This window comes from Streptomyces sp. NPDC021212 (genome assembly GCF_044332925.1).
Taxonomy (GTDB): Bacteria; Actinomycetota; Actinomycetes; order Streptomycetales; family Streptomycetaceae; genus Streptomyces.
The window spans coordinates 67,733-93,022 of sequence record NZ_JBIRPZ010000022.1; the positions used below are offsets into that span (position 1 = coordinate 67,733).

The following is a 25,290-nucleotide window of genomic DNA, read 5'->3' on the forward strand; positions in this document are numbered from 1 at the left end:
CCGTATGACAATTGAGGGATCTACCCAGGGAGCGGCCCCCGACCTTCCGGGCGGGTCCCAGATGCGTGCCTCCGACGCCGAGCGCGAGCGCATCGCCGAGGTGTTGCGGGACGCCGTCGCCGAAGGCCGCCTGGACATGGCGGAGTTCGAGGAGCGGCTGGAGGCGGCCTACACGGCGCGCACCCACGCCCAGCTGGAGCCGCTGGTCCGGGACCTCCCGGCGCCCGGTGCAGTGGCCGCTCCCGAACCGCGGCCCGAGGAGGCCACGAGCCTCGCCGCCCGGGACGACGGCTGGGCCGGGCGGATCGGCGGCGCCCCGACGTCGAGGATGGGTGTCGCGATCATGGGCGGCTTCCAGCGCAAGGGCACGTGGACCGCACCCCGCGCCTTCACCGCCATGGCCCTCATGGGCGGCGGCGAGATCGATCTGCGGGAGGCCCGCTTCGAGGGCCGCGAGACCGTGATCCGCTGCTTCACGCTGATGGGCGGGGTACAGATCATCGTGCCGCCGGACCTGGAGACGCATGTCAGCGGCGTCGGCATCATGGGTGCCTTCGACCACTCGGGGACGGCCGACGGCGACCCCACCGGCCCGCGGGTGACCGTCACGGGCCTGGCGGTCTTCGGCGGGGTAAGCGTCGAGCGCAAGCTCCGCAGGGACGAGCAGAAGCGGCTCAAGGCGGAGCGCCGCCGGGAGCGGGAGGCGCGCAAGGAGGAACTGCGCGCCGCGCGCCGTGAGCGCCGTGCGGAGCTGGAGGAGCGGCAGGCCGAGCGCCGGGCCCGCAGGCACGACCTCGGCCACTAGCGGGCCTTACCGGCCCCTCACAGCGCGGCGGCCGCGCTCCCCCGGAGGTAGTCGAGGGGGAGCGCCCGCGCCATCGCCCGGTAGCCCTCGTCGCTCGGGTGCAGATGGTCGCCCGAGTCGTACGCCGGGCGCAGCCGCAGCGGCTGCGCCGGGTCGCGCAGCGCCTTGTCGAAGTCCACGACCTCGTCGAAGACCTTCCCGGCCCGGATCTGGGCGTTGACCCGCTCGCGCACGGAATCCAGCAGCGGGGTGTAGCCCCGGTGGCCGTAGAACGGCGACAGGGTGGCCCCTATGACCCGCAGGCCCCGGGCGTGCGCCTGCTCGGTCAGCCGCCGCAGCCCGTCCACGATCTTGTTCGGGTCGGTCTGATGGGGGATGCGGAGGATGTCGTTGACGCCCAGCTCGATGATCACGGCCTTGACGCTCGTACGGTCGAGCACGTCACGCCCGAAGCGGGACAGCCCGCTGGGGTTGTTCGGCGGGAACTGGGTGCCGTCGCTCAGTACCCGGTTGCCGCTGATGCCCTGGTTGAGCACGCCGAGGCGGGGCGCTCCCGGCTCGGTGCGCAGCCGCTCGGCGAGGAAGTCGGTCCACCGGCGGTTGGCCCCGGCGGTGGAGGTGATGCCGTCGGTGATCGAGTCGCCCAGCACCGCGACCGTGCCCTGCGCCTCCTTGGACCACACGTCCACGGAGCTGAGGTAGCGCCAGAACGGGCTCTGCTCGGTGTACGCGGCGCCCGCAGTGTCCTCCGTACGGTCGCCGCGCGCCAGGTACGAGGTCTGGCGGGCGTGCGGGTGGTACGTCACCGAGCCCGACGCCTGCGGGGCGTAGGTGGTGATCAGCAGGTCGGCGGCGGCCGGGATGTTCATGTGCACCGGGTCGCTGGTGGTGGCCTGGCCGGGCGGGATGGTCACCCAGGAGCGGTTGTCGAAGGTGAGCCGGCGCATGGTGCCGGCTGCGGCCGTCGGGTTGCTGGGGGCGGCCGCCAGCGCCAGCGAGGCATGCGTGATCGTCAGCGGGCGGGCGCTGTAGAGGTTGGAGAGCTGGATGCGCGCGCCGGCGCCGCCGATGCTGGTGTGGATGACGTTCCGTATCGACATGCCGGAGAGGCCGCGGAGCGTGTTCGGCTCGGCCGCGGCGGCGGACGCCGACCAGGTGCCCACCCAGGACCCCGACGAGGCCGGGGCCGCGGAGTTACGGGTGCCCTGCGCGGCCTCGTTCACATCCCGGTCCCGGCCCCCGACCCCGACGAATATCGCGGTCGAGACGAGGACCACCACAGCCGCCAGCGCAGCGAACACGGCATAGGCCGTGCGTCTGGGCATACGGGGCACGCTCATGGGCGGAGGTCTCCTCGGGCAGCCGGAGCCCGGGGCTCCGAAAGTGAACGGGAACGGCGAGCGACGGTGCTTCGCCGATGCGGTCCGGTCGGTCCTCCATGATCCCATGTCCGGACAGAGGTCCGCCTGTCGGCCTGCCCCCGGTTGGACGGGGTCGCTCCCCCAGACAGACGACGGGAACTCGCCGTTCGTTCCACTCAGGGGGCGAGTGAGACAGGAACGAGACAATGGCGTCGGCGAACAGAGGGGACGCCTCGACCGGGCGGAGCGTATGAACCGGACAACGACGGGTGAAAAGCGGTCAATGTCGCGCGGCGCGAGGGCGGCGGCCGGTGGCGTCGTCGCGTTCGCGGACACCCCCCTCGACGAGGAGCGGCGGCGCGGCGTGCGCCGCATGAAGGCAATTGCCACCGGCATGCTGCTCGCCGTCGCGCTGGTGTACGCGGTCGCCAAGTGGGCGCAGAACTCCGGCGCCGGGGGCTGGGCCGGGTACGTCGCCGCGGCCGCCGAGGCGGGCATGGTCGGCGCGCTGGCCGACTGGTTCGCCGTCACCGCCCTGTTCCGGCGGCCCATGGGGCTGCCCATCCCGCACACCGCGATCATCCCCACCAAGAAGGACCAGCTCGGGGCGACCCTGGGCGACTTCGTCGGCGAGAACTTCCTCTCCGGCGATGTCGTACGACTGCGGCTGCGCGCCGTCGGCATCGGCAGCCGGCTCGGCACCTGGCTGGCCGAACCCGCGCACGCCGACCGGGTGACGGCCGAGTTGGCGACCGCGCTGCGCGGCGCGCTCACCGTGCTGCGCGACTCCGATGTGCAGGCCGTGGTCGGCGAGGCGATCACGCGGCGCGCGGACGCCCAGGAGATCGCGCCGGGGCTCGGCAAGCTGCTGGAGCGGATCGTCGCGGACGGCGGTCACCGCCGGGCCGTCGACCTGGTGTGCGTCCACGCCCACGACTGGCTGGTCGAGCACAACGAGTCGGTGATGGGCGCGGTGACCGGCGGCGCGCCCGGCTGGACGCCGCGGTTCGTGGACCGCAAGGTCGGCGAGCGGGTCTACCGGGAACTGTTGCGGTTCGTCCGTGAGATGCGCGACATGCCGGACCATCCGGCGCGCGGCGCCGTGGACCGCTTCCTGTCCGACTTCGCCGGGGACCTCCAGTCCGACAGCGGGACCCGAGACCGGGTCGAGCGGCTCAAGAGCGAGGTGCTGGGCCGCGGTGAGGTGCAGGACCTGATCGCCTCCACCTGGGCCGCGGTGCGGTCGATGATCGTCGCGGCCGCCGAGGACGAGCGCAGCGAGCTGCGGCTGCGGGCCCGCGCGGCGATCCTGTCGCTGGGCACGCGGATGGTGACGGACGCGCGGATGCGCGGCAAGATCGACGGCTGGCTGGAGGACGCGGCCGTCTATGTGGTGACGACCTATCGGCACGAGATCACCTCGCTGATCACCGAGACGGTCGCGAGCTGGGACGCGGAGCACACCTCCCGGAAGATCGAGGCCCACATCGGCCGCGATCTGCAGTTCATCCGGATCAACGGCACCGTGGTGGGAGCGCTCGCGGGGCTCGTCATCTACACCGTCTCGCGGGGGCTGGGCGGCGGCTGACGGGTCACGTGTCTGGCAGGTGCGTGCCGCAGGGCCTATGGTGCCCCTCCCGGTGGGGGTGGGTGGGGAGGTCGGTGTGCGACGACGGCGGGCCCTTGCGGCGCGGGTGTTGTGGACGGGCGGCGAGATCGCCGTCACGATCGGGATCGTCCTGCTCCTGCTGGTGGCCCACCAGCTGTGGTGGACCAACCGCGAGGCCCGGGAGGGCGCGAAGCGCCAAGTGGCGGAGCTGGAACGGCAGTGGGGCGCCGACGATCCCACGGTGCCCTCGTCCGGCACCGGCCGGGAGGGTACGGAGTCCGGGGGCGCCGTGGGTACGGGCGGTAGGCACCGTAAGAACGACGGCGAGGTGACCGTGACCGTGGACGACCGGGCCCCGCGCCGCGACCGGACGTACGCGGTGATCCGCATCCCGCGCATCGGGCTCACGGCCCCGCTCGCCGAGGGCATCAGCAAGCCGTACGTCCTCAACAAGGGGTACGTGGGCCACTATCCGGGCACCGCCCAGCCGGGACGGCCGGGCAACGTGGCGCTCGCGGGCCACCGCAATACGCACGGCGAACCCTTCCGCCACCTCGATGAGCTGCGCCCCGGGGACAAGGTGAGCATCGAGACCGTCCACGCCCGCTATACGTACGTCGTCGACCGCACCCTGCCGCGCACCTCGCCCTCCGACGGCACGGTGATCGCGAAGGTCCCGTACAGCTCGGTCCACCCGCGCTACCGCTACACCGAGCCCGGCTCCTACCTCACGCTGACCACCTGCACCCCCGAATACACCTCCCGCTACCGGCTGGTGGTGTGGGCCAGGCTGACACTGGCCGCGCCGCGCGTTGTCGGTGGCGCCCCCTAGACTGATGGCGGCTGAGTGGAGAGGGGGAGCCGCATGACTCGCATCGACATGACGCATCGCATCGAGACGCTGCGCATGCACCTGGGCGTGCTCCTCTTCCTGCTGACCGGCACCCTGCTCACGCAGACCGGGCTGATCAGCGCCGTCGCCCTCGCCGCCACCACCGCTGCCACCGCCGCCGTCGCGGCCGCGCTGCTGACCTGCGCCGTGCTCGCCGCCCGGGCCCGGGTGCCCGCGCCCCCGGGGCGCATACGCACCGCGATACGGGACCGGGAGCGCCGGACCGCGTTCCTGCCGCAGCGGGACCCCGACGCCGCGGGCCGCCCCAGGCCCCGAGCGCCCGGCCGTCGCCTTCCGACGGCCGCGTAGGCGCACGCACCCGCAGCACCCCGCCGCGCCCACGCGGCTCGTCACGCCGTCGATCCGTTTCTCTTCGGTCATCCGGCCCATGACGAGACCCGTGGAGGGCTCCCATGTCTGTTTTCGCAACCCTCGGCACCCTGCTGACCACCCTGGCCGACCGGCTCGATCCGCTGTTCGGGGCCTCGGCGACGGCCGCCGCGATCGTCCTGTTCACCCTGTGCGTCCGGGCCGCGCTCCATCCGCTCGCCCGGGCGGCGGCCCGCGGCGAGAAGGCGCGCGCCGCGCTGGCGCCGAAGATCGCCGAGCTGAGCCGCAAGCACAAGAACAACCCCGAGCGGCTGCGCCGCGCGATGACCGACCTCCAAGCGAAGGAAGGGGCGTCCCCGCTGGCGGGCTGCCTGCCGACCCTGATCCAGCTGCCGGTCTTCTTCGTCATGTACCACGTGTTCTCCACCGGCAGCGGCGCCGGAGACCTGCTCGACCACACGCTGGCCGGTGCCCCGCTCGACGGTCGCTGGGGCGGGGCGCTCGCCGGGCAGCAGGGGATGGTCTACCTCGCCCTGTTCGCGCTGATAGCGGCCGTCGCGACCTGGACGTACGTACGCAACCGCAAGGCCGCCCGCGAGGCGGCGGCGCCCGCGGTGCCCGGCGCGCCCGGTGCGTCCGGGCTGGCGCGGGTGCTGCCGCTGCTCTCCTTCGGCACGCTCATCACCGCCGCCGTGGTGCCGCTGGCCGCCGCGCTCTACCTCGCGACCAGCACCACCTGGACGGCGGTGGAACGGGCCCTGCTGCTCCGCGGACGGTGAGCCCCGGACGGCGAGGGCACGGTCCAGTCCGTGAACGGGGTCTTGCGGGGTGGACGAGGCTCGTGGAGGATCGAGCGGCCAGAGGCCATGGAGTCGCCCCTGGCCACCGTCCTGAGACCAGGGAGTTGTGAGGATGAAGCTGCTGCGCGTCGGACCGGCCGGGGCGGAACGCCCGGCCCTCCTCGACCAGAACGGCACCCTCCGCGACCTGTCCGGCCTGGTCTCGGACATCGACGGGGCCCTGCTCGCCGACGAGGCGGCGCTGGCCCGGATCCGCGTGGCGGCCGAGGCCGAGGGCGCCGACGCGCTGCCGGTGATCCAGGACGGCGGCGTACGGGTCGGCCCGCCGCTGGGCCGTATCGGCAAGATCGTCTGCATCGGGCTGAACTACCACGATCACGCGACCGAGACCGGCGCCGCCCTTCCGGAGGAGCCGATCCTCTTCATGAAGGCGCCCGACACGGTCATCGGTCCCGATGACACGGTGCTGGTGCCGCGCGGCAGCGTGAAGACCGACTGGGAGGTGGAGTTGGCCGTCGTCATCGGCCGCACCGCCCGCTACCTCGAATCCGACGAGGCCGCTCTCGCCGCCGTCGCGGGCTACGCGATCGCCCACGACGTCTCCGAGCGGGAATTCCAGATCGAGCGTGGCGGCCAGTGGGACAAGGGCAAGAACTGCGAGACGTTCAACCCGCTGGGCCCCTGGCTGGTCACCGCCGACGAGGTCCCCGACCCGCAGGCCCTCGGCCTGCGGCTGTGGGTCAACGGTGAGATCAAGCAGAACGGCACGACGGCCGAGCAGATCTTCGGCGTCGCCCATGTGGTCCGCTACCTCAGCCAGTTCATGACCCTCTACCCGGGCGATGTCATCAACACCGGCACCCCGGCGGGCGTCGCCATGGGCCGGCCGGAGCCCAAGCCGTATCTGCGGTCCGGGGACGTGGTGGAGCTGGAGATCGACGGACTGGGCCGCCAGCGCCAGGAGTTCAAGGACGCCTGACGGCTTGGTGTGAAGCGCTGAGCGCGGCCCCCGGACGCCACCGGCGTCCGGAGGCCGCGGCGCTCACTCGGCCGCCCGCTTCGCCTCCTGCCTCACCTGCTGCGGGGTCGCGCTCGGCGTCGAGCCGTAGGCCTTCAGGAAGCGGTCGCGGAAGGTGTTCATCTTCCACACCGGGGTGTCCGCGCGGGGCATCAGCCCGTCCGCCCAGTTCCAGTCGGCGATCCGCTTCAGCACCTTCGGGTCATGCGCGACGATGGACACCGGCACGTCCCGGCTCGCGTGGTTGCCGCTGACCCGGGCCAGCGGCTGGTGGTCGCCGAGGAAGACGAGCACGGTGTTCTTGTTGCCGTACTTGATCACGTAGTCGATGAGGCTGTTCACCGAGTACTGGACGGACTTGCCGTACTCCTGCTTCACCTTGGTCGAGTCGGTGAACACGTCCTCGGGCCGCTTGCCCGCCTTCTCGATGCCCTTGTAGACCGAGCCGTTCCCCACCTTGCTCCACGGGATGGTCTTCGGGATCGGCGCCCAGGGCTGGTGGCTGGAGGTCAGGATGTTCAGCGACATCAGCGGCTTGTCGTGCTTCTTACCGTGCTCCAGCTGCTCGAACGCCTTCAGCGCGTACTGGTCGGGCATGGTCGACCAGCTGAACTTCGGCCCCTTGTAGCCCAGCTCGCGCGAGTCGTAGACGTGGTCGAGGCCGTAGAACGTGCCCTCCGGCCAGCTCTTCTGGACGCCCGGCATGATGCCGACCGTCCGCCAGGCGCCGGTGCGCTTGAAGGCGCGGGTGATGGACAGGTGGTCGCCCGCGGTGACGGTGCGGTAGCGGTTCTGGTTGTCGATCCACAGGCCGGTCAGGAAGGTGGAGTGGCCCAGCCAGCTGTTGCCGCCGTACGTCGCCGAGGTCAGCCAGCCGCTCTTGCTGGCGAACCCGGCCTTGTCCAGCCGCTCGGTCGCCTTCTTCAGCGTCGAGTCGACCCCGGGCGCGATCGCCGGGTCCTCGATCGCGCTGCGGCCGTAGCTCTCGATGAAGGTGAAGATCATGTCCTTGCCCCGCAGCCCGGTCAGCAGCTGATCGCCCGGGGTGTCGCCGTACGTGTCGAAGGCGGCGATCTTCTTGAACTCCCGCTCGTCCTTGAGGGTCTTCTCCACCCGCTCCGCCCGGTCCTGGACCGCCGCGGATGTGCTGCGGGACGCCACCGGCAGCCCCGCGACCTGCGCGCCGACCGACGCGCACGCGACCCAGACGGTCCCGGCCACCAGGGTGGTGCGGGTCGCCACGACGCTGTTGCGGGCCATGACGTTGCCGATCCGGAGGACCGCCAGCGCCATGAGGGCGAGCACGGCGAGCGCGAGCACCGCGATCCCGACCACGGCGGCCGCGGCGGCCGTCTGGCCGACGGAGTCCTCCAGGTACGACTGGGCGTCGTCGAACAGGATCCAGTCGAGGACGACGTTGAAGCCGCGGCCCAGGAACTCGTTGAAGCCCATGTCCAGCATGTTGAGGATGGCCAGCGCGCCGAGGAACAGCCCCGCCAGCACCGCCACCACTCTCCGGGCGAGGGCCGGCAGGAGCAGCAGCAGACCGGCCCCGAAGATCAGTTCCACCGGGATGCGGGTGAAGTGGTCGACCGTGAGGAGTTCGAGCTTCGTCGGCAGCAGCAGGGCGACGAAGACCAGGGCGAGGGACAGCCCGGTGACCGTCCACGACACGGCGCGCGCCGCGAGGGGATACCGCCCCCGCCAGCCGCCACGCCCGGTGACCGCCCGGTCCGGTCCCGGACCGTCGTCCTCACCGCCACCACCGGCGGTGACGCCGCCCAACAACTCGGTCGGCCCGTCGTCGGCCTGGTCGGGACTCTCGGGCGCCGGGCTCTCGGACGCCTTGCTCTCGGGGGCCGAGGGCGCCTGGTCCCGGCTCTCGGGGGCCGTGGTTGCCTTGGCCGGGTCCTCCGGGGCCTTGCTCTCCGGGGCCGGGCTCTTGGGGGCCGGGTTCGCCTGGTCCTGGCCTCCCTGGTCCGGGCTCTCGGGGTCCGGGCTCTTGGGGGCCGGGCTTGCCTTGGCCGGACTCTCCTGGTCCTTGCTCTCCGGGGCCTGACTTCTGGCCTCCTGCCCCTTGGCGTCGGCCTCGCCCTTGGCGTCGCCCTCGTCCTTGGCCTCGACGTCGGGCTCGGCAGGGGCCTTGGGGCCGCCCGGGCCCTCGGCAGCGGACTCCGGGGCCCGCTCAGGCGGACTGTCCTCCGGGGTGTCGCCCTCCTCCGGGGCAGCCTTTTCGGCGTTGTCCTTGTCCGGCAGCTGGCGCATCCCGAAGGTCCTTCCGTGCGGGGCCCGGTAGTGACACGGCGGACCAGGCTCGGGGGGTCGAGGTGCCGCCGTCACCTCGTACGGCCCGGGGGCCGGATGTGTTCAGTGACCAGCGGGTCCGCTGTACGCGTGCACCACGGCGAGCCGTCCGTCCGCCGTGTGCCAGTCGGCGGTCATGGCCCTGACGAAGCGCCACCCGGCGCGCTCGTACAGCCCGATGGCCGCGGTGGCGCCCGAGTCGACCTCCAGGACGGGCCGCAGTCCGGCCGCCACCGCCGCCCGCGCCGCGTGCCCGAGCAGCCCGGCGGCCAGACCGCGGCGGCGTGCCGCGGTGGTGACGAACAGTCTGGCCACCGCGGCGAGCCCTTCGGCCGGTGCGCCGATGGCGTCCGCGAGGGCGGGATCGGTCCGGGTGAGCATCACATGGCCGAGTACGGCGGGGTCTGCGGCCCCTTCAGTCGCGACCCACGCGCCGAGCATCCCGTCCGGTGTCAGCCAGCGCTCCGGGTCGTCGGGCCAGTCGACCGGGTAGCGGTCGGCCCGCTGCACGGTCGCGAGCGCGGTGACGCAGGCCGCCAGGTCCTGGCCGGTTCGGGGGCGTATGTTCGCTGCGGGCACCGCAGGATCATGGCATGGGGGCGCGATCGACGGTGCGCAGGGTGATCAGGGCCCCGGCGAGGAAGGCCAGCCCGGCGATGGCCAGCGCCGTACGCAGCCCGGCCAGGGGGCCGGTGCCGGCCAGGGCGCCGAGGAGGGCGACGCCGATGACGCCGCCGGTCTGGCGGGAGGCGTTGATCACGCCGGAGGCGAGCCCGGCCCGCTCGGCGGGCACGCCGTCGGTGACGGCCGTCGTCACGGCGGGCATGGTGAACGACATCCCGAAGCCCGTGGCCATCAGGGGCAGTACCAGCAGCGCATACGGAACGTGCGCCACCGCGGCGGTGAGACCGGTGAGCGCGAGCAGCCCCGCCCCGCCCGTGACCAGCCCGATGAGCAGCGTGGGCCGCGGGCTGCCGACGCGGGCGGTGAAGCGCCCGGACAGTCATGAACCGGCCGCCACCACGCCCATCTGCGGCAGCAGCGCGAACCCGGCGAGCAGCGCGGAGTAGTGCAGCGTCTGCTGGAAGTAGAGGTTGATGACGAACAGTTCGCCGTAGAAGCCGAGGTTGATCAGCAGGCCGACCGCCGTGCCCCCGGCGAAGGTGGGCGTGCGGAACAGCCCGAGCGGCAGCATCGGCGCGCGCACCGCCCGTTCGACGGCGACGAACCCGGCGGCCGCCAGGACGAACACCAGCGCGCCGCACGCCACCAGCGCGGTCGCCCCGGAGCGGCCGCCCTCGATCATGGTGAGCGCCAGCGCGGTCAGCGCCAGGACGCCGGTGAGCTGACCGGCCGGGTCCAGCCCCTTGCCGGTCTGCGCGCGCGGCGCCGGAACGTACCGCGCGGTCAGCGCCATCGCGGCAAGACCGATCGGCACGTTGACGAAGAACACCCACCGCCAGCCGACCGCCGCGACCAGGACGCCGCCGAGGAGCGGCCCGCCCGCCGCGGCCACCCCGGCGATGCCGCCCCACACGCCGACCGCGCGGGCGCGCGTCGTCCGGTCGGTGTACGCGGCCCGCAGCAGCGCCAGCGAGGCCGGTACGGAGAGCGCCGCCCCGGCCCCCTGTGCCACCCGCGCGAGCACCAGCACCGGCACGTCGGGGGCCAGCCCGCATCCGAGCGACGCCGACACGAAAAGGCCGAGCCCGGCCTGGAACACCCGCCGGGCGCCGAAGCGGTCCGCGAGCGCCCCGCCGGACAGCAGCCCGGCCGCGAGCACCAGCAGATAGCCGTCGACGATCCACTGGAGGCCGTTCACGCCCGCCCGCAGATCGGTGCGCAGGGCGGGCAGGGCGACGTTCACGATCGTGCTGTCCAGGATGACCATGAAATAGCCCGTACACACCGCGACCAGCGCGAACGACAGCACGCGCGCCGGTTGCGCGGTGGTGGGGAGGTCCGTGGTGACGGTCTTCGCTGCCATGCGCTTCACCGTAGGCGTGGAAAGCTTCGGCGCCCGGCGAAGCGAGCCCGCGCCGCCGTCGGGCGGTCGCCGTGATCAGTCGGCCAGGAACCGTTCCAGGGCCTCCACCACCAGCGCGTGGTCCTCCGCCTGTGGCAGGCCCGACACGGCGACCGTGCCGACGACGCCCGTGCCCGTCACATGAAGCGGGAAGGCGCCGCCGTGCGCGGCGTAGCGGTCGGGGTCGAGCCGGGAGGACTCCTCGAAGGTCGTGCCCTTCGCCCGGAAGCGGGTGCCGACGAGATAGGAGGAGGCCGCGTAGCGGTCGACGACCCGGCACTTGCGCTCCAGCCAGGCGTCGTTGTCGGCAGAGGTGCCGGACAGGGCGCGATGGAAGAGGCGCTGGCCGCCCCGGCGCACGCCGATGGTCACGGCCGCGCCGCGCTCCTCGGCCAGCTCGGCGATGAGGCAGCCGAGGCGCCAGGCGTCGTCATTACTCAGGGACGGGAGGCGCAGCCGGCGCTCCTGCTCCTCCAGTTGCGCGATGAGATCAGCGAGGTCGGGGGTGCTCATGCGGCGCCTCCGATGGGGACCGTACGGCCCTCCGTCGCCGACACCCGGGCCGCCTCCAGCACCCGCAGCGCCGCCGCCGCTTCGGCCGCGGTGACCGGGGGCGGGGTGCCGTCGCGGAGGGCGGTGGCGATGGCGGCGTAGTACGCGGGGTAGTCGCCGGGGACGGTCGGGACGGGCCGCCCGCCGCCGGTCAGCGGCGACTCGCCCGCGCCCAGCCGCCCCCACGCGGACTCGGGCTCGGCGCCCCACGCCGCGGATTCGGCGGGGCGCAGCCCTTCGCGGAGGGCCGCTTCCTGCGGGTCGAGGCCGTACTTCACATAGCCCGCCTCGCTGCCCAGCACCCGGAAGCGCGGACCGAGCTGGGCGGTGACGGCGCTCATCCACAGCTGCGAGCGGACGCCGTTCGTGTGGTGGACGGCAATGAAGGTGTCGTCATCGGCCTCCGCCCCGGCGCGCCGTACGTCGACCTCGGCGTAGACGGAGTCGGCCGGGCCGAAGAGGGTGAGCGCCTGGTCGACCAGATGGCTGCCCAGGTCGTACAGCAGCCCGCCGATCTCGGCCGGGTCGCCGGATTCCCGCCAGCCGCCCTTGGGCTGCGGCCGCCACCGCTCGAAGCGCGACTCGAAGCGCAGCACCTCGCCGAGCGAGCCGTCGGCGAGGAGCTTGCGCAGGGTCAGGAAGTCGTTGTCCCAGCGGCGGTTCTGGAAGACGCTCAGCAGCAGCCCGCGGGCCTCGGCGAGCGCGGCCAGCTCCTCGGCCTCGGCGGCGGTCGCGGCCAGCGGCTTGTCCACGACGACCGGCAGCCCGGCCTGGAGCGCGGCGCGCGCGAGCGGAACGTGGGTGCGGTTGGGGGAGGCGATGACGATCAGGTCCAGCTCACCGGCCCGGGCCCACAGCTCGCCGGCGGACGCGGCGATCCGCACGCCGGGGTGTTCGTCGCGGGCCTGCTGCTGCCGCTCGGGGCTGGCGGTGACGACGGTGTCGAGGGCGAGGCCGTCGGCGGCGGCGATCAGGGGGGCGTGGAAGACGGATCCCGCGAGGCCGTAGCCGATCAGTCCGGCGCGGAGGGTCCTGCTGTCATCGCTGCTCTTGTCATCCATGCCGCCACTTTGACAACAGTGTTGCTAAAGCGCAAGCGATGACCACAATGGGGGTGTGAACAGCACGATGTCGGGGGCGGCCGGGCCCGGAGCCAATCTGTCCGCCCTACGCAGCCATAACGCCGCGCTCGTCCTGCGCCTGCTGCGCGACGCGGGCGGGGACGGCGTCAGCAGGCTGGAACTGGCCGACCGTACCGGCCTCACCCCCCAGGCCGTCAGCAAGATCACGGCCCGGCTGCGGGCCGAGGGCCTGGCGGCCGAGGCGGGCCGCCGCGCCTCGACCGGCGGCAAGCCGCGCACCGTCCTCCGCATGGTCCCGGACGCCCGCCACGCGATCGGCCTGCACCTGGACCGCGACGAGCTGACGGCGGTCCTGGTCGACCTCGCGGGCACGCCGGTGGCCCTCCGTACGGCACGCTTCGACTTCGGCGCCGAGGCGGATCGGGCCCTGACGGCGGCGGCGTCGGAGGTCGAGGCCCTGATCGCCGCCGCGCCCGGGCTGTCCGGGGGCGGGCTGCTCGGAGTGGGGGTCGCCGCACCCGGCCCGCTCGACCACGGCTCCGGCGTACTGCACCAGGTCACCGGCTTCCCGCAGTGGGACGGGCTCCCCCTGCGCGACGCGCTCGCCCGGCGCCTGGGCCTGCCCGTCGTCCTCGACAAGGACACCAACGCCGCCGCCCTCGGCCTCGCCGCCCCGGCCGCCCCCGTCGATTCGTTCGCGTATCTGCACCTGGGCACGGGCCTCGGCGCCGGGCTCGTGCTCGACGGCGGCGTGTACCGGGGCGCGCGGACGGACGCGGGGGAGTTCGGGCACCAGGTGGTGCAGCTCGACGGGCCGCGCTGCGGCTGCGGCAACTACGGCTGCCTGGAAGCCCTGTGCCTGGCCGCCGTGGCCCGCGGCGCGCAGGCGCAGGCGGCCCGGCTGCTCGGCGTCGGCGCGGCCAACCTCGTACGGCTCCTCGACATCGACCGGGTGCTGCTCGGCGGCCGGGTCGTGCTGGCCGACCCCACGTCGTATGTACGCGGCGTGGCCGCCGTGCTCGCCGAGGACGCCGCCCGCACCAGCCGCCCCACGGTCCCGGTCGACCTCGTACGCGGCGGGGCGCGGGCGGTGGTCGAGGGAGCGGCGCAGCTCGTGCTCGCCCCGCTGTTCGCATTGGGCTGATCGAGGGTTTGTTGACGGCCAGTCGGGGTCAATCGGCGGCCCCTGCGGTGTGTCGACGTGCGGACGCGGAATGTGGCGGAGTGCTCGGGGATACGCCGCTGCCAGCAGAGGTCACCCATGCGCCTGCCCACCGCCCTGTCCTTCCGCGCCGCTCTGTCCCTCCGCGCCGCCCTGCCCGCGGCCGCGCTCGCGCTCGCCCCGGCCCTGTACGGGCTCGAAGCGCACGCCGCCGTGGCCGAACCCGCCCCGACCTGCGGGGACGGGACCGTCTCCGACTTCCCCATAGAGACCCGGCTGCGCGGCGGCCCCGACCAGTTCGCGCGGGGCGCCGGGTGGCAGCAGTGGCACCTCGTACTGCGCAACACCACGGACACCGGATGCCGGGCGATCCACCCCGTCACGGTCCTCGTCGACCAGGGCCATGCGCTGCGGCCCCGCCAGATCCAGTTGGAGTTCCTCGACCCGTACGCGGACGGCGGCACCTGGCGGGACGTTTCCTTCCAGACGACCGACGAGGACGAGAACATCGGCGTGTTCGAGAAGGACTTCAAGGGGTTCACCGTGGCGGCCGGGAAGACCGTCGACGTGACGATACGTACCCGCTTCACCACCGACGCCCCCCTGGGCCCGGTCACGGCCAACGCCATCGCCGTACAGCGGCGCGGGGACGACGGGGGGTGGGTCGGGCAGTCGAACGACTACGCGTTCCGGATCGCCGCGGAGGCGGAGCCCGGTGCGGACAGTACGGCGGGGGCGGACAACACACCGGTGCCGGCGCCGGTGCCACTGCCGGTGCCGGACGCGAAGCCGAGCGCCGAGCCGGAGTCCGAGCCCGAGCCCAGTGCCGGGCTGGAGTCGGAGCCCAGCGCCGAGCTGGAGCCCGTGCCGAGCGCCGAGCCCGAGCCCGAGGCCAAGGCGGAGCCCGAGACCAAGGCCAAGGCCGAGCCGAGTCCCACCCCGACCCGCCGCCGGGAGCGGAGCCTCGTCGCGCCGCCGAGCCCCGACAGCGAGACGGACCAGGGCACCGAGGACCAGGCGGATTCCGGCACTGACGAGGATCTGGGCGTGGACACGGGTCTGGACACCGGCACGGACGAGGCGGGCACGGACCAGGCGGATACGGACGAGGCGGATACGGACGAGGCGGATACGGAGGCGGACCCCGGCACCGGCGCTGATACCGAGACCGGTACCGACACCGAAACCGATCCCGGTACCGACCTCGGCACCGAGACCGACCTCGGCACCGAGACCGACCTCGGCACCGAAACCGACCCCGCCACCGAAGACCCCGGATACGACACCGAAGCCCCCGCCACCGAAGACCCTGGCTCCGAAACCGGCTCCGAAGACCCCGGATCCGACAAGACCGACCCTGACGAGACCGCCCCCGCCGACAAGGGCGACGACCGGCACGACGAGGACGGCGCCCGCCGCCACGAACACTGGAAACCCGAGCTGGCCGCGACGGGCGAACGCAACGTTCGGCTCGCCGGGCTCGGCGTGATCAGTGTCGGACTCGTGGCCGGGGGCACCGCCCTCGTCGTGAAGTCCCGGCGCGCCAGGCGCTGAGGACGCCGCCGCTAACCGCCCCGGGGCCCCTCGCCCCGGCGGCGGAGCTCGTCGTCGACCTTGTCCGAGCCGCGCTGGATCTGCTCCGAGTGCTTGCCGCCGGTCTTCTTGTCGGCGACGTCCGCCCCCTTGCGTGCACCCTGTCGGCTCTTGTCCGGGTTCTTGGCGATCGCGTCCTTCAGCTTGTCCATGATGCCCATGGCGGTCTCCTAACCGTCGACTCGCGTTCCCCCTTCCCTCAGCATCGGACACCTGTGCGGGTCTGTCGCGCTGAGGCCGTGCTGCCCCCGGTTAGGCTGTGGACGTCGCCCAGACGGTCGAGCCGAGCGGAGAGCAACCAGTGGCAGAGCGCAAGCCGATCGAGTCATGGCTTACCGACATGGACGGGGTGCTGATGCACGAGGGCATACCGGTCCCCGGGGCCGATGCCTTCATCAAGCGGCTGCGAGAGTCCGGCAGGCCCTTCCTCGTGCTCACGAACAATTCCATCTACACCCCGCGCGATCTGCACGCCCGGCTGTCCCGTATCGGCCTCGACGTACCGGTCGAGAACATCTGGACGTCGGCGCTGGCCACGGGCCAGTTCCTGGACGAGCAGCGCCCCGGCGGCACCGCGTACGTCATCGGGGAGGCGGGGCTGACCACCGCCCTGCACGACATCGGTTACGTCCTCACCGACGTCGAGCCGGACTACGTCGTCCTCGGCGAGACGCGTACGTACAGCTTCGAGGCGCTGACCAAGGCGATCCGCCTGATCAACGACGGCGCCCGGTTCATCGCGACCAACCCGGACGAGACCGGCCCCTCGGCCGAGGGCGCGCTGCCCGCCACCGGCTCGGTCGCGGCGCTGATCACCAAGGCGACCGGTCAGGAGCCGTACTTCGTCGGCAAGCCGAATCCGCTGATGATGCGCGCCGGGCTGAACGCGATCGGCGCGCACTCCGAGAGCAGCGCGATGATCGGCGACCGGATGGACACGGACGTACGGGCCGGTCTGGAGGCGGGCATGGAGACGTTCCTCGTGCTCACCGGGGTGACCCAGGCCGATCAGGTCGACCGCTTCCCGTACCGGCCGTCCACCGTCGTGAACTCGATCGCGGACCTCGTGGAACGCGTCGTCTGAGCACCCGTTCGGAGCAGGGCCGGGTCCGCAGCGGATGCGGGGCCCGGCCGGGCGCGTGAGCCTCGTGGTGTCAGGAGGTTCACGATGCGCATCGCCACCCTCACGCTCTGTACGGCAACTCTCTGCCTCATCGCCTCGGGACCCGCTCGCGCCGATCAGCGCCACGACGCCACCGCCACGATCCGGATCAGCCCGCTCGCCATCGCGCCCGGCGCCGAGGTGGAGGTACGGGCCTTCGGCTGCCAGGGCACGATGGCGACGGCCACCTCGCCGGTGTTCGTCGACGACGCGGAGCTGACCCCCGATGGCGATGATGGGCTGTTCAGCGAGGCGACGATCCGCTCGACGGCCTCCAAGGGCGTGCATCGGGTCGCCGTCGACTGCGGCGGCGGCGTGGCGGAGCCGGGCGCCGGGAAGGTGTCCGTGGCCGTGGAGCGCCCGCCGTCGCCCGTCGCGCCCATACACGCGGGTGGCGGCGGTGCGCCGCGGCCCACCGACGAGGAGCCGCCACGGCGGGACGGCATCGGCGGCGGCGCGACGGCGTACGGCCTGGTGCTGTCCGGCGGTACGGCGGTGGCTGTCGCGGGGCTCGCGGTACGGCGGCGTCGGCAGCGGGTGGGTGGCGATGTCTGAGACGCGTTTCTCCGGAGCCGGACGGCTGGCCATGGGCCTGGCCTGGGTGGCGCTGCTGCTCGGGCTGTGGATGTGGGGCCGGGACATCACCGACGGTACGGGCGCCCCGGCGCCGATGACGGGGGACGCGGCCGCGGTCGGCCGTCCTCCGGCGCATCCGCTGCCCGAGGCGCACACCCCGCTGGCGGCCGCCCGGCCGCAACGCATCGACATCGCGGCGGCCGGGGTCCACGCCCCGGTCATCGGCGCGGGCCTGGACCGCAAGGGGGCCGTGCAGCCGCCGCCGTTCAGCCGCGCGGACTCCGTGGCCTGGTACCGGGGCGGGCCCGAGCCCGGCACGGCGGGGGCGGCGCTGCTGGTCGGCCATGTCGACACCCGCTCCAAGCCCGCGGTCTTCTACCGGCTGAGGGACCTCCGGCGCGGGGAGACGCTCCGGATCGGGCGGTCGGACGGTTCGACGGCGGAGTTCACGGTGGAGGACGTGGCGATGGTGAACGCCAAGCGGTTCGACGCGCGCCGGGTGTACGGGGCGCGGATCGGCGGCCGGGCGGAGCTACGGCTGATCACGTGCGGGGGACGGTTCGACAAGAAGACGCGGACGTACTCGGCGAACGTGGTGGTGTCCGCGTACCTGACGGGCACGACGCAGCCCCCGCACCCGACGCACCCCGCACCCCGAACCACCGCCGGGAACGCAGGGAACGCCGGGTGACGGTGGCCCGTTCTGGTGTGGGGAGGGGTGCCGTATGGCTGCGCTGTTGCCGTACCTGATCTTCGTCGGCGTGCTGGTCGCCGTCATGGGCTTCTTCGCCTGGCTGGCGGTCGTGGCCCGCCGCCGGGGCGTCGCGGGCTCGGCGATCCGCGCGGCCGTCGCGGCCCATGACCAGGCGTGGCAGGTGTCGGGCTATCAGTCCCATCTGGAGATACGGGCACAAGCGGAACGCAAAGCGCCGATCGAGTCCCCCGACCACCCATGGCGTCCGGCCGGTCGCGGCCTCGGCGCGCCCGGCCCGCCGTCCCGCGGCCCCCGCCGCGGCCGCCTCCGTCGGGGCCTGCGGCGCCGCTTCCGTCGGTAGAACACCGTGCGAATCGCGCCGGACGGGCGAAAACCCGCCTCCGCTTGCGCAGGCGGGCCCGGGCGGCCGGAGCCCTGTGCAAGGATGGATTCGACCGGCTTGTCCCACCCGGGGGCCCCTCGTCCTCCCCCGGAGCGTGCACCCAAGGGGGAGTGGATGTACGGCAGTTACACCGGCCGTCGGCACACCGTTGCCCGTCACCACCACCGTAAACGGAATCTCCGGCGCAACGGCGTGGCGGCCGCTGGAGCGCTGCTGTCGCTCGCGACGCTCACCGGCTGCTTCGGCGCCTCCGAGGGCACCAAGGGAACCGACCACGCGGCCCCGCCGGTCCGTCAGAAGCAGCGCCCCAAGGCCACCGTCCCCTTCTGGGTCAACCCCGACGGCAGCGCCGCCCGGCAGGTCGCCGCGTACCGCAAGAAAGGCGCGGACGACGACGCCCAGCTGATTCAGAAGATCGCCGAGCAGCCGGTCGCGGAGTGGCTGGGGGTGGACGACCCGGAGGGACAGGCGCGTGGCTTCACCGAGGCGGCCGCGCACGCGGACCGCGACGCGTTAATGGTCTTCTACAACATCCCGCACCGCGACTGCGGCCAGTACTCCAAGGGCGGCGCGGCCGACGGCGCCGCCTACCGGGCGTGGCTCGACAAGGCCGTCCGGGGCATCGGCGACCGGAAGGCCACGGTGATACTGGAGCCCGACGCGCTGCCCCACGTGGCGGACGGCTGCACGCCGAAGAAGTTCCTCGAAGAGCGGTACGACCTGCTCACCGGCGCCGTCGACAAGCTCAAGGGCCTGCCCCACACCAAGGTCTACCTGGACGCCGGCAACCCGCACTGGATCAAGGACCCGCGGGCGATTGCCGGACCGCTCAAGCGCGCCGGGATCGCCAAGGCGGACGGCTTCGCGCTCAACATCTCCAACTACCAGACCACCGCGGAGAACAAGACCTACGGCAAGAAGCTGTCCGCGATGGTCGGCGGCAAGCCCTTCGTGATCGACACCAGCCGCAACGGCAACGGCCCGGCCCCGGGCAAGGACGACCCGGAGTCCTGGTGCAACCCGAAGGGCCGGGCGCTGGGCGAGCCGCCGACGGTCGACACCGGCGACAAGAAGGTCGACGCCTATCTGTGGATCAAGCGTCCGGGCGAGTCGGACGGCCCCTGCAAGGGCGGCCCCAAGGCCGGCCAGTGGTGGCCGCGCTACGCGCTCGATCTCGCCCGGAACGCCGAGTAGGGCCGGTACGAGGGCCCGCACCGCGAGCGGTGCGGGCCACCAAGCGGCGCAGGCCGTCAGCCTGAGGTCGAGAACTCGCCGACCCAGTCGCGCTCCAGGAGCGCGGTGGGCAGGTACTCGGACTCCACCTCGATGGGGATCCCCGCGTCGTGGGCGAAACAGGCCATCGCGAGCGGGGCCAGGGCGACGAAGCCCGAGGCCTGCATGGACCGGCTCTCCTCGCTCCAGTAGTCCTTGTGCCATTCCAGGGCATAGGTGAGCGACCGGTTGAATTCCTCGTGGTCGTCCTGGATGAACCGGTGGAACAGCTCCATCGGCGGATACAACTGCTTCGCCACCGTCTCCGGGTCCGCGATGGTGGAGGCCGCTGGATCCGTCCCGTCGACCGCGGCCACCAGCGATGGGCCGATGTCGCCGGCGCCGACCCAGTACTCCTGGAGCGTCTCGATCCAGGAGTACTGGAACTCGTCGAACACCGCGCCGGATTCCCGCAGCAGGGACACCGGCACCCGACACAGGGCCGTGATCCGGTCCCTCTCCCGGCACACCACTGCCAGGTAGAAGGCGGTGAGCCAGGTGCCCGCGTGCGTGTACGGCTGCACTCCCGTGGCCTGGAGTGTGCGGTCCTTGTCTGCGATATGGCAGGTCACGGACGGCTCGGTGGTGGTCGCGGCGGTGAACACGGCGGAGCCGAGCTGCATCGCGCTGACCCACGCAAGCCACGAGGGAAGCTTCTGCGCCGTGGGGTCCAGCAGGGAGTGCGACTTCGCCAGGGTGAGGTGGGTGCGCAGGGCGTCGCCCAAGTCGCCGGAGCCGGCCTCCAGCCAGTCGAGCTGCTGTGAGGCGTTCTCCTGGAGCACGGCGAGGCCCGCCGCCGCGTTCCCCGTCGGAAACGGGGGGCGGGAAACGATGGAGACCAACGCGTCTCTCCTTAGAAGATCTTGAAATATTTGAGCTCGGCCCCAGCATACGTACCGGAGTTCTCGGTGGCCTGGACGAGGACGTACTCCAGGGTCTTGTTGTCGATCGCGGCCTGAATTTCCGCGGCGTACTTGCCGTCGTCCGGTGACAGCCATGCACGATCCTGCATATCGGCCACGATGGTGCGGACGTATTCGATCGTGCCCTGCTTCACTTTCATGCCTTGGTCGAGGTCGCCGTTGCCTCGACGCCATTCCAGGTCGCCCTTGGGGCCCTTCGCCTCGACGATGAGCAGGTTGCCTTCCTTGGTGCGCCACAGCTGGTCGAACCGCTTCGCGCCATTGGGCGTCTCGGGGAGGTCGATGATCTCCTTTGCCCCTTGGAACTCCGGCTGTTGGAGCATGTGGCGCCGTGCGGCCTCCTCACCAAGGGCCTCGCCGAGCTTGCTGTTGTTGGGGACATCGGCGCCGACGGTGTCGTCGTAGTGCTTCTGCGCGGCGGCGAGTTCCTGGGCGTGCTTGCTGCTCGGGTCGGCTTCGAACTTGGTCTCGGCCTTGGTCAGCCCCATGCCCGCGTGGCGCTTGGCCGCGGTCTCGTTGAGGTGCTGGACGTTGTCGGGGGTGACCGTGGACGGGCCCCGGTGCATGGTTCCGGGCCGGTACTTCTCCGGGTCCGCGTACGGTATGTCGTCGGCTGCCATCCAGCCGCCGCCTGGCTTCTCCACGAGCTGCGGCAGAAGTTGGCCGTCGACCATCTTGGTGGAGTCGAGACGTCGGCCGATCTTGTCGTAGTGCTCCATTCGCCAGGCCAGGTTCTCGTCGGCCAGCCGGACGTGCTCGCGGCTGATGGCCGCCCGCTCGGCCGGGGTCCGCTCGCTGGCGGGCTTCTCCCGGGCGGCCTCGTACTCCGCCCGGTGCGCCGCGTCGTCCGCGCCGCGTGCCGCGTCGTCTGCGCCACCCACCCCGCCCGGGTGGGCGCCGCCCGGCGCCGGCGGCTCGTGGTGGCCGCCGCCACCCGAGCCCGGGCCATCGGTGTGCGGGGTGCCGCCGGGGCCGTCCGCGTGGCCCGCCGTGCCCGGGGAGTCGGCGTGGCCGCCCGTGCCCGGGGTGTCCGCGTGACCGCCGCGAGGAGGGTTGTCCAGGCGGTTCGTGGGCATGTGGTCGCCCGCGTGACCGCCGGGCGTGTGGCCCGCCGTGCCGCCCGGGGTGGTGTCCGGGCGGCCGCCCGGGAGGTCGTCGCCGGCGCGGACCGGGTCGGAGATGTCGCTGCCGACGCGGATCACGTCGTCGCCGCGGCCGCCGACGCCGACCAGTTCGCGGTCCGGCACCTTGGCCGTGGTCGGGCTGTCCACCGTCGGGGAGTCGGCCTTCGGGACGCCCGCCCCCGTCCCCGGCTTGCCCGGTGGGGCCTCGTCGGCGTGCTGGGTGATCGCGCCCTTCGCGTCGTAGATGTTGCCCTTGGGGTCCATGAACTGCGGCGGCCCGTCGACCGGCAGTTTGACCGTGCCCGGCGGCAGGGTCGCGGTGCCTTCGGGGACCTTGATGGTGCCGTCCGGGAGCTTGGTGGCCCCCTCCGGTATCGCCGTGCCGGGTGGTACCTCGATCGTGCCGTCCGGCAGCAGGCGCCCGCCGTCCGGCAAGGCGAACGCGCCGTCCACGTCGATCTTCGGGATCTCGATCTTGCCCATGCCCTTGAGACCGGCCAGCACATCGCCGATCTTCGAGACCCCCGCACCCGCGCCCTTGAAGATGTACGTCATCGGGTCGATGGCCCTGCCCGCCTTGCCCGCGAAGGACAGCGCCTTGGCCACCGCGCCCGCCTTGCCTGCACCCGACACCGCGCCGCCCGAGCCACCGGTGAACACCGTCGTCAGGACGTTGAAGGTCACCGCACCCGCCGCGCGGGAAGGGTTCGAGCCCCACTGGTCCCACGCCAGCAGCGCCTTGCCGGTCTCCTTCATCGCCGTGCGCGAGTCACGCAGCCACGACGGGAGCTTGTCGTCCGGAGCTGCCCAGTACAGCTCGCGCACACCCGGAATCGAGGAGATCGCCAGCCCCGTCGCCAGCTTCCCCAGCCCCGTCCAGGACGCCTTGAACGTGTCCCAGCCGGACAGTCCGACCAGACCGCCGAGCCCCTTGAGGGTGCCCCACACGCCGTCCACGATCAGGCCCTTGCCGAAGTCCCAGGCGTGCTCCCACACCTGCCAGGCCGGAACCGACTCCTCCACCGCATCGCCCCACGGCAGGGACTTCGACTGCTTCAACGCCTCGGCGTCATAGCCGTACATGCCCTCGCCGTTGGAGCCGTCGTTCACCTTGAGCGCCTTACCGCCCACCAGCGCGACGATCTTCGCGTAGGCGGCCCGCTCCACCTCCTGGAACTGGGCCCACACCTCGGCGATCTCATTGCGGCGATTGAGGTTCTCCTCGATCAGGTCGCCGTCCTCGCGCCACTTGTCGTCGTCCGCGACCTTCGTGCGGAACTCCGCCGCTTCCGTCTTCAGGTTCTCCAGCTTCTTCACCAGCGGCTCGGCATCGCGGCTGTACGTGCCCAATGCCCCGACGATCGTGCACATGTCCGAGCTGACGGTCAGGCCCACGTCCGAGACCGGCTTCGTCGTCGCGAACAGCTGGTCGGCCTCCGGCGCCTGATAGAACGCGGACAGCCCACCGAAACTCGTGTGTACGTCGGTCGCCTTCGACGAGACGGTCACTCCGCCCGTCGAGAGCGCCTTCACCTTCTCGTCAAGCACTCCCAGATCGCCGGTGAACACCGGCACCTCGGCCGGGTCGACCGGCGCGTCCCCGCTCACTTCTTGCCCCCCGGCTGCTCGCGCAGGGCTTCCAGATTCACGGACTTCGCCGCGTTCTGCGCCTCTTTGGCAGCGTCCAGATCCCCTGCGACGTACTCGTTCGTCGCCTTCGCCGCACCGAGGACGCATGCCTCGATCCGCTCGGCCATCGAGGTGAACTGCTTCTGACGGCCCTCCAGGTACTCACTCAGAGCGGCCGCCACCGGACCCATCGCCTTGTGCGACAGGGGAGCCTGACCCGGGGCCACCGGGCCCTGCAGTTTCGTTTCCGCCTGCGAGCCGGGTACGGCCGTACCCGCCGCCTGGGCCGCCTCCGACATGTTCTTGACCAGGGCGTTCAGGGCCTTTTCCAGCTCGCCGGCGTGTCCGCCGACGGTCTTCAACTGACCTTGCACGCCTTGCGGCTTGATGTCCCACCACGTCATCGACGTCCCCCGGGTGTTCAACCTGTCGTCTTGGCGACTGATGCGAACAACTGACTACTGCGATTATGTCCGTTTCTATCAACGCATGTCAGTGCTCTGGCGTTCGGCCGGGGACTTGTGACCAACGCATGACAATCAAGCCGCGTGCTTCATTCGCCCTTCAGGTGCCGCATCAGCCGTTCGAAGTCGGCCCACCCCGCCAGGTCCGACGGGTCCCCGGGCAGCGGGTAGTAGTAGGCCGGCCGCGCCTTCGGCCCCAGCTTGACCGGCGCTTCGGCCAGCGGCGTCAGCCGCGCACGGTCGCCCGGCACCGTCCGGACCTCCTCCGCCCCGAGCACGAAGGCCAGCGGAACCCCCGGTCCCTCGAACCGGGGCGGCACCAGCAGGTCGCGGCGCGCCTTGCGGAGCTGTACCAGCATCGACTGGAGGGGGTGGCGGGTGACGAGCGCTTCCGCGGTCCCGCGCAGGGCATCCAGCGGCGGTTCCTCATCGGCGCCGTAGCCGAACGCCAGCGTCACGGTCTCCTCGACGCCCGCCTTCGTACGGCTGATCCGCACCGTGGCGAGGCCGGGCCGCTCCCGGCTGCCGACCACCACGAACCACGTCGGCTCGGGAGCCCGTGCGAAGGCCACCTCGGTCAACCGCCCCGGCGACCAGGGCAGGTTCGCGGGTTCGGCGGTGCCCCAGCCCGCCGGGGGCTCGCCGGTCAGCTCGCGCCACACCGTCTCCAGGGCCCCGCCGAGGACCAGCCGCTCGTGCGCGGGGTGGATCGTACGGAAGGTGACGACCAACTGCCGCTCGCCCGTGCTCACGGCCTCCTTGTACGAGGCCGCGGCCGGGGTGCGAGGGTCTTCCTCCGTGGCGTCCGGGGCCGCCACCGCGCTGAACATGCCGTCCTGCCAGCGCAGCACCGCGCCCGAGAGTCCGTCGAAGTAGCCCTCCCGCTCGTCCTGCACGACCCACCGCGACGGCCAGTCCGGCATGTTCGCCAGCACCGCCGGGGAGAGCGTCGTCCCGGGCGGGGTGACGATCTGCAGGCCCCGCTCGGCGGCCGCGGCCGCCCGGAGGGCATCCGCGAGCCAGGCCGTCATGGCGACGACCGGGCGGTCCATGATGATGACGGCGACCTTGGGGGTCAGCACGTCCACGGCGGGCTGCGCCGCGGCGGGCGTGGGCGCGACGCTGACCCCGTCGGTCTCCACCACCCCCAGCGAGCGCGTGGCCTCCCGGGGCCAGGCCGACCCGCCGGACAGGGAGGCGAGGCGGGCGGCGAACGTTCCGGCGAGCCGCTCGGCCTCGGCGACACCGGTGGCGGCGCGGGCCTCGGTCCACCAGAAGGGGACCGGTGGCTCGGTGGCCCCGAGCAGCCGCTCGGCCTCACCCGGAACCTGTACCAGCAGCGGCGCCTCCACCGAAACGAGCGGCCGGCCCCGCTCGTCGCAGAGTTGTACGACCGCCCCTTCGCCCGTCGTGTCCACCAGCTTGTCCGGGCCCCCGGAGAGCAGGCCCGCGAGCACGGCCCCGGGTTCGGGCATCTGCCGGGTGAGGGCTATGACGTCCTTGGTCATG

25 protein-coding genes are annotated in these 25,290 nt (G+C 72.5%); 13 read left to right on the forward strand and 12 right to left on the reverse strand.

Annotation, left to right across the window (positions count from 1 at the left end):
- The first annotated feature begins 4 nt into the window (after window positions 1-4).
- Window positions 5-805 (forward strand): DUF1707 domain-containing protein, encoded by an 801-nt coding sequence (locus ACH4SI_RS39035; RefSeq protein ID WP_398304688.1) that lies wholly within the window; start codon window positions 5-7, stop codon window positions 803-805.
- 17 nt (window positions 806-822) lie between these two features.
- Here the strand turns inward: ACH4SI_RS39035 and ACH4SI_RS39040 are convergent, their stop codons facing one another.
- Window positions 823-2,130, reverse strand: a complete 1,308-nt coding sequence (locus tag ACH4SI_RS39040) for an SGNH/GDSL hydrolase family protein (RefSeq protein ID WP_398304691.1) — start codon at window positions 2,128-2,130, stop codon at window positions 823-825.
- A gap of 319 nt (window positions 2,131-2,449) precedes the next feature.
- Between ACH4SI_RS39040 and ACH4SI_RS39045 the strand changes: the two genes are divergently transcribed.
- From ACH4SI_RS39045 to ACH4SI_RS39065, 5 genes are all read left to right on the forward strand, one after another.
- A complete protein-coding gene (locus ACH4SI_RS39045) occupies window positions 2,450-3,754 on the forward strand; it encodes a DUF445 domain-containing protein (RefSeq protein WP_398304694.1) in 1,305 nt (434 codons plus the stop codon).
- A 37-nt stretch (window positions 3,755-3,791) separates the two neighbouring features.
- Entirely contained in the window at window positions 3,792-4,607 is an 816-nt protein-coding gene (locus tag ACH4SI_RS39050) for a class E sortase (RefSeq protein WP_398304697.1), read from the forward strand.
- 48 nt (window positions 4,608-4,655) lie between these two features.
- A complete protein-coding gene (locus ACH4SI_RS39055; protein ID WP_398304897.1) occupies window positions 4,656-4,976 on the forward strand; it encodes a DUF6412 domain-containing protein in 321 nt (106 codons plus the stop codon).
- Between the two features lie 104 nt (window positions 4,977-5,080).
- Window positions 5,081-5,776 (forward strand): YidC/Oxa1 family membrane protein insertase, encoded by a 696-nt coding sequence (locus ACH4SI_RS39060; RefSeq protein ID WP_398304700.1) that lies wholly within the window; start codon window positions 5,081-5,083, stop codon window positions 5,774-5,776.
- 133 nt (window positions 5,777-5,909) lie between these two features.
- Window positions 5,910-6,776, forward strand: coding sequence for a fumarylacetoacetate hydrolase family protein (locus tag ACH4SI_RS39065; protein WP_398304704.1), 867 nt, complete (start codon window positions 5,910-5,912; stop codon window positions 6,774-6,776).
- A gap of 63 nt (window positions 6,777-6,839) precedes the next feature.
- On the opposite strand, the gene ACH4SI_RS39070 is transcribed toward ACH4SI_RS39065, so the two are convergent.
- The 6 genes from ACH4SI_RS39070 to ACH4SI_RS39095 form a co-directional block, all read right to left on the reverse strand.
- Window positions 6,840-9,080, reverse strand: a complete 2,241-nt coding sequence (locus ACH4SI_RS39070) for a sulfatase (protein WP_398304707.1) — start codon at window positions 9,078-9,080, stop codon at window positions 6,840-6,842.
- Between the two features lie 102 nt (window positions 9,081-9,182).
- Window positions 9,183-9,698 (reverse strand): GNAT family N-acetyltransferase, encoded by a 516-nt coding sequence (locus ACH4SI_RS39075; RefSeq protein WP_398304710.1) that lies wholly within the window; start codon window positions 9,696-9,698, stop codon window positions 9,183-9,185.
- A 7-nt stretch (window positions 9,699-9,705) separates the two neighbouring features.
- Window positions 9,706-10,122 carry an MFS transporter gene (locus tag ACH4SI_RS39080; RefSeq protein ID WP_398304900.1) on the reverse strand — a complete coding sequence of 139 codons (417 nt, stop codon included), beginning with the start codon at window positions 10,120-10,122 and terminating at the stop codon, window positions 9,706-9,708.
- A complete protein-coding gene (locus ACH4SI_RS39085) occupies window positions 10,123-11,106 on the reverse strand; it encodes an MFS transporter (RefSeq protein WP_398304713.1) in 984 nt (327 codons plus the stop codon).
- 75 nt (window positions 11,107-11,181) lie between these two features.
- Entirely contained in the window at window positions 11,182-11,658 is a 477-nt protein-coding gene (locus ACH4SI_RS39090; protein ID WP_398304716.1) for a heme-degrading domain-containing protein, read from the reverse strand.
- Window positions 11,655-12,758 carry a Gfo/Idh/MocA family oxidoreductase gene (locus ACH4SI_RS39095; RefSeq protein ID WP_398304719.1) on the reverse strand — a complete coding sequence of 368 codons (1,104 nt, stop codon included), beginning with the start codon at window positions 12,756-12,758 and terminating at the stop codon, window positions 11,655-11,657. Before ACH4SI_RS39095 ends, ACH4SI_RS39090 begins: the two co-directional genes overlap by 4 nt.
- 67 nt (window positions 12,759-12,825) lie before the next feature.
- Between ACH4SI_RS39095 and ACH4SI_RS39100 the strand changes: the two genes are divergently transcribed.
- Window positions 12,826-13,923 carry an ROK family protein gene (locus ACH4SI_RS39100; RefSeq protein WP_398304903.1) on the forward strand — a complete coding sequence of 366 codons (1,098 nt, stop codon included), beginning with the start codon at window positions 12,826-12,828 and terminating at the stop codon, window positions 13,921-13,923.
- Window positions 13,924-14,040: 117 nt separating this feature from the next.
- On the forward strand, window positions 14,041-15,495 hold the full coding sequence (locus ACH4SI_RS39105; protein ID WP_398304722.1) for a hypothetical protein: 1,455 nt from the start codon (window positions 14,041-14,043) through the stop codon (window positions 15,493-15,495).
- Window positions 15,496-15,506: 11 nt separating this feature from the next.
- Here ACH4SI_RS39105 and ACH4SI_RS39110 read toward each other — a convergent pair whose 3' ends face one another.
- A complete protein-coding gene (locus ACH4SI_RS39110) occupies window positions 15,507-15,695 on the reverse strand; it encodes an antitoxin (protein WP_398304725.1) in 189 nt (62 codons plus the stop codon).
- Window positions 15,696-15,835: 140 nt separating this feature from the next.
- On the opposite strand from ACH4SI_RS39110, the gene ACH4SI_RS39115 reads away from it, so the two are divergent.
- The 5 genes from ACH4SI_RS39115 (at window position 15,836) to ACH4SI_RS39135 (ending at window position 19,563) form a co-directional block, all read left to right on the forward strand.
- A complete protein-coding gene (locus tag ACH4SI_RS39115) occupies window positions 15,836-16,618 on the forward strand; it encodes an HAD-IIA family hydrolase (protein ID WP_398304728.1) in 783 nt (260 codons plus the stop codon).
- Between the two features lie 84 nt (window positions 16,619-16,702).
- On the forward strand, window positions 16,703-17,251 hold the full coding sequence (locus ACH4SI_RS39120) for a hypothetical protein (protein ID WP_398304731.1): 549 nt from the start codon (window positions 16,703-16,705) through the stop codon (window positions 17,249-17,251).
- Window positions 17,244-17,963, forward strand: coding sequence for a class F sortase (locus ACH4SI_RS39125; RefSeq protein ID WP_398304735.1), 720 nt, complete (start codon window positions 17,244-17,246; stop codon window positions 17,961-17,963). Before ACH4SI_RS39120 ends, ACH4SI_RS39125 begins: the two co-directional genes overlap by 8 nt.
- A 34-nt stretch (window positions 17,964-17,997) precedes the next feature.
- A complete protein-coding gene (locus tag ACH4SI_RS39130) occupies window positions 17,998-18,327 on the forward strand; it encodes a hypothetical protein (protein WP_398304738.1) in 330 nt (109 codons plus the stop codon).
- Window positions 18,328-18,483: 156 nt separating this feature from the next.
- On the forward strand, window positions 18,484-19,563 hold the full coding sequence (locus ACH4SI_RS39135; RefSeq protein WP_398304741.1) for a glycoside hydrolase family 6 protein: 1,080 nt from the start codon (window positions 18,484-18,486) through the stop codon (window positions 19,561-19,563).
- Between the two features lie 56 nt (window positions 19,564-19,619).
- Here the strand turns inward: ACH4SI_RS39135 and ACH4SI_RS39140 are convergent, their stop codons facing one another.
- The 4 genes from ACH4SI_RS39140 to ACH4SI_RS39155 form a co-directional block, all read right to left on the reverse strand.
- Window positions 19,620-20,483 carry an immunity 49 family protein gene (locus ACH4SI_RS39140; protein WP_398304744.1) on the reverse strand — a complete coding sequence of 288 codons (864 nt, stop codon included), beginning with the start codon at window positions 20,481-20,483 and terminating at the stop codon, window positions 19,620-19,622.
- A gap of 11 nt (window positions 20,484-20,494) precedes the next feature.
- The gene (locus tag ACH4SI_RS39145) at window positions 20,495-23,296 is read right to left on the reverse strand and encodes a hypothetical protein (RefSeq protein ID WP_398304747.1); all 2,802 of its coding nucleotides are present in this window, start codon (window positions 23,294-23,296) and stop codon (window positions 20,495-20,497) included.
- Window positions 23,293-23,721: a DUF6507 family protein gene (locus ACH4SI_RS39150; protein WP_398304750.1), complete on the reverse strand. Its 429-nt coding sequence runs from the start codon at window positions 23,719-23,721 to the stop codon at window positions 23,293-23,295. Before ACH4SI_RS39150 ends, ACH4SI_RS39145 begins: the two co-directional genes overlap by 4 nt.
- A 149-nt stretch (window positions 23,722-23,870) precedes the next feature.
- On the reverse strand, window positions 23,871-25,289 hold the full coding sequence (locus ACH4SI_RS39155; protein ID WP_398304753.1) for a DUF6177 family protein: 1,419 nt from the start codon (window positions 25,287-25,289) through the stop codon (window positions 23,871-23,873).
- Window position 25,290: the final 1 nt, after the last annotated feature.

Excerpts from the sequence above, each read along its gene's own strand:
- ACH4SI_RS39085 (WP_398304713.1), bottom strand. The coding sequence starts at position 11,106 with ATGGCAGCGAAGACCGTCACCACGGACCTCCCCACCACCGCGCAACCG.
- ACH4SI_RS39060 (WP_398304700.1), top strand. The coding sequence starts at position 5,081 with ATGTCTGTTTTCGCAACCCTCGGCACCCTGCTGACCACCCTGGCCGAC.
- ACH4SI_RS39090 (WP_398304716.1), bottom strand. The coding sequence starts at position 11,658 with ATGAGCACCCCCGACCTCGCTGATCTCATCGCGCAACTGGAGGAGCAG.
- ACH4SI_RS39035 (WP_398304688.1), top strand. The coding sequence starts at position 5 with ATGACAATTGAGGGATCTACCCAGGGAGCGGCCCCCGACCTTCCGGGC.
- ACH4SI_RS39110 (WP_398304725.1), bottom strand. The coding sequence starts at position 15,695 with ATGGGCATCATGGACAAGCTGAAGGACGCGATCGCCAAGAACCCGGAC.
- ACH4SI_RS39045 (WP_398304694.1), top strand. The coding sequence starts at position 2,450 with ATGTCGCGCGGCGCGAGGGCGGCGGCCGGTGGCGTCGTCGCGTTCGCG.
- ACH4SI_RS39070 (WP_398304707.1), bottom strand. The coding sequence starts at position 9,080 with ATGCGCCAGCTGCCGGACAAGGACAACGCCGAAAAGGCTGCCCCGGAG.
- ACH4SI_RS39150 (WP_398304750.1), bottom strand. The coding sequence starts at position 23,721 with ATGACGTGGTGGGACATCAAGCCGCAAGGCGTGCAAGGTCAGTTGAAG.
- ACH4SI_RS39040 (WP_398304691.1), bottom strand. The coding sequence starts at position 2,130 with ATGCCCAGACGCACGGCCTATGCCGTGTTCGCTGCGCTGGCGGCTGTG.
- ACH4SI_RS39155 (WP_398304753.1), bottom strand. The coding sequence starts at position 25,289 with ATGACCAAGGACGTCATAGCCCTCACCCGGCAGATGCCCGAACCCGGG.
- ACH4SI_RS39105 (WP_398304722.1), top strand. The coding sequence starts at position 14,041 with ATGCGCCTGCCCACCGCCCTGTCCTTCCGCGCCGCTCTGTCCCTCCGC.
- ACH4SI_RS39050 (WP_398304697.1), top strand. The coding sequence starts at position 3,792 with ATGGTGCCCCTCCCGGTGGGGGTGGGTGGGGAGGTCGGTGTGCGACGA.
- ACH4SI_RS39055 (WP_398304897.1), top strand. The coding sequence starts at position 4,656 with ATGACGCATCGCATCGAGACGCTGCGCATGCACCTGGGCGTGCTCCTC.
- ACH4SI_RS39135 (WP_398304741.1), top strand. The coding sequence starts at position 18,484 with ATGTACGGCAGTTACACCGGCCGTCGGCACACCGTTGCCCGTCACCAC.
- ACH4SI_RS39095 (WP_398304719.1), bottom strand. The coding sequence starts at position 12,758 with ATGGATGACAAGAGCAGCGATGACAGCAGGACCCTCCGCGCCGGACTG.
- ACH4SI_RS39125 (WP_398304735.1), top strand. The coding sequence starts at position 17,244 with ATGTCTGAGACGCGTTTCTCCGGAGCCGGACGGCTGGCCATGGGCCTG.
- ACH4SI_RS39130 (WP_398304738.1), top strand. The coding sequence starts at position 17,998 with ATGGCTGCGCTGTTGCCGTACCTGATCTTCGTCGGCGTGCTGGTCGCC.
- ACH4SI_RS39100 (WP_398304903.1), top strand. The coding sequence starts at position 12,826 with ATGTCGGGGGCGGCCGGGCCCGGAGCCAATCTGTCCGCCCTACGCAGC.
- ACH4SI_RS39065 (WP_398304704.1), top strand. The coding sequence starts at position 5,910 with ATGAAGCTGCTGCGCGTCGGACCGGCCGGGGCGGAACGCCCGGCCCTC.
- ACH4SI_RS39120 (WP_398304731.1), top strand. The coding sequence starts at position 16,703 with ATGCGCATCGCCACCCTCACGCTCTGTACGGCAACTCTCTGCCTCATC.